Source organism: Burkholderia sp. Tr-20390 (assembly GCF_017104595.1).
Taxonomy (GTDB): Bacteria; Pseudomonadota; Gammaproteobacteria; order Burkholderiales; family Burkholderiaceae; genus Burkholderia.
Window position 1 is genome coordinate 1 of the sequence record NZ_JAAGPC010000432.1, and the last position, 855, is coordinate 855.

Genomic DNA, 855 nt, shown 5'->3' on the forward strand with positions numbered 1-855 from the left:
CGCGGCGGCGCGGCGTCGAAGCGCTCGGCGAGCGCGTTCATGTCCGCGCGGTTCGCGAGGCGCAGGAGCTCCGCGTAGGTGGCGGCGGCCACCGGCAGCCGTCGCCCGGGGCACGACACGAAGAAGCGCCCGGTGGCCGGATCGGCGTCGAGCGTGATGTCGCCGGCCGCGAGCGCTTCACCGTACGGCGTGCCGAGGCAGGGCAGCAGCACCTTGCCGTCGAGCGCCGCGTCGGGCGGATGCCAGTCGATGTCGAAGTGGTGCGCGTACGGGCTCGCGGGGCCCCATTCGAGCACGTCGTTCCACCAGCCGTTCGACGAACCGCCGACGCCCATGTGGTTCGGCACGATGTCGACGATCACGCCCAGCCCGTGCGCGCGCAACGCATCGACGAGCCGGACGAAACCGGCTTCGCCGCCGAGCTCGGGGTTGAGCGTGCCGTAATCGACGGTGTCGTAGCCGTGCCGCGAACCGGGTTCGGCCGTCGCGACCGGCGACAGGTACAGGTGGCTCACGCCGAGCCGCGCGAAATAGCCGGCGTGCGCGGCCGCGTCGTCGAACGTGAAGCCCGCATGCAGCTGCAGTCGCAGCGTCGCGCGTGGCGTCATGGGCCGGGCTCCCGCGAACCGCGTGCGCGCACCACGGCCGCGATGCGGTCGCGCACGTCGGCGTCGAACAGCGTGTCGATCGCGCGCGGCAGGCGCTGCCGCCAGTTCGGGTGCCCGCAGGGCGGCCCCGGCAGGTTCGGCTGCGTGTCCAGCGCCAGCAGGTCCTCGAGCGGCAGGATCGCGAGCGGCGACGGGCTGCGCGCGACGTACGCGAGTATCTCGGCGACCGGCGGCGCATCAGCCGGCC

The 855-nt window shown here is 73.8% G+C and carries 2 protein-coding genes; both read right to left on the reverse strand.

What is annotated here, in order from left to right:
- Nucleotides 1-608: alpha-amylase family glycosyl hydrolase (locus G3N98_RS39385; protein WP_241026308.1), on the reverse strand; the 608-nt coding region annotated here is incomplete at its 3' end.
- Nucleotides 605-855 (reverse strand): 4-alpha-glucanotransferase (locus G3N98_RS39390; RefSeq protein ID WP_206151135.1); only part of this gene is annotated, 251 nt, incomplete at its 5' end. The genes G3N98_RS39385 and G3N98_RS39390, both read right to left, overlap by 4 nt.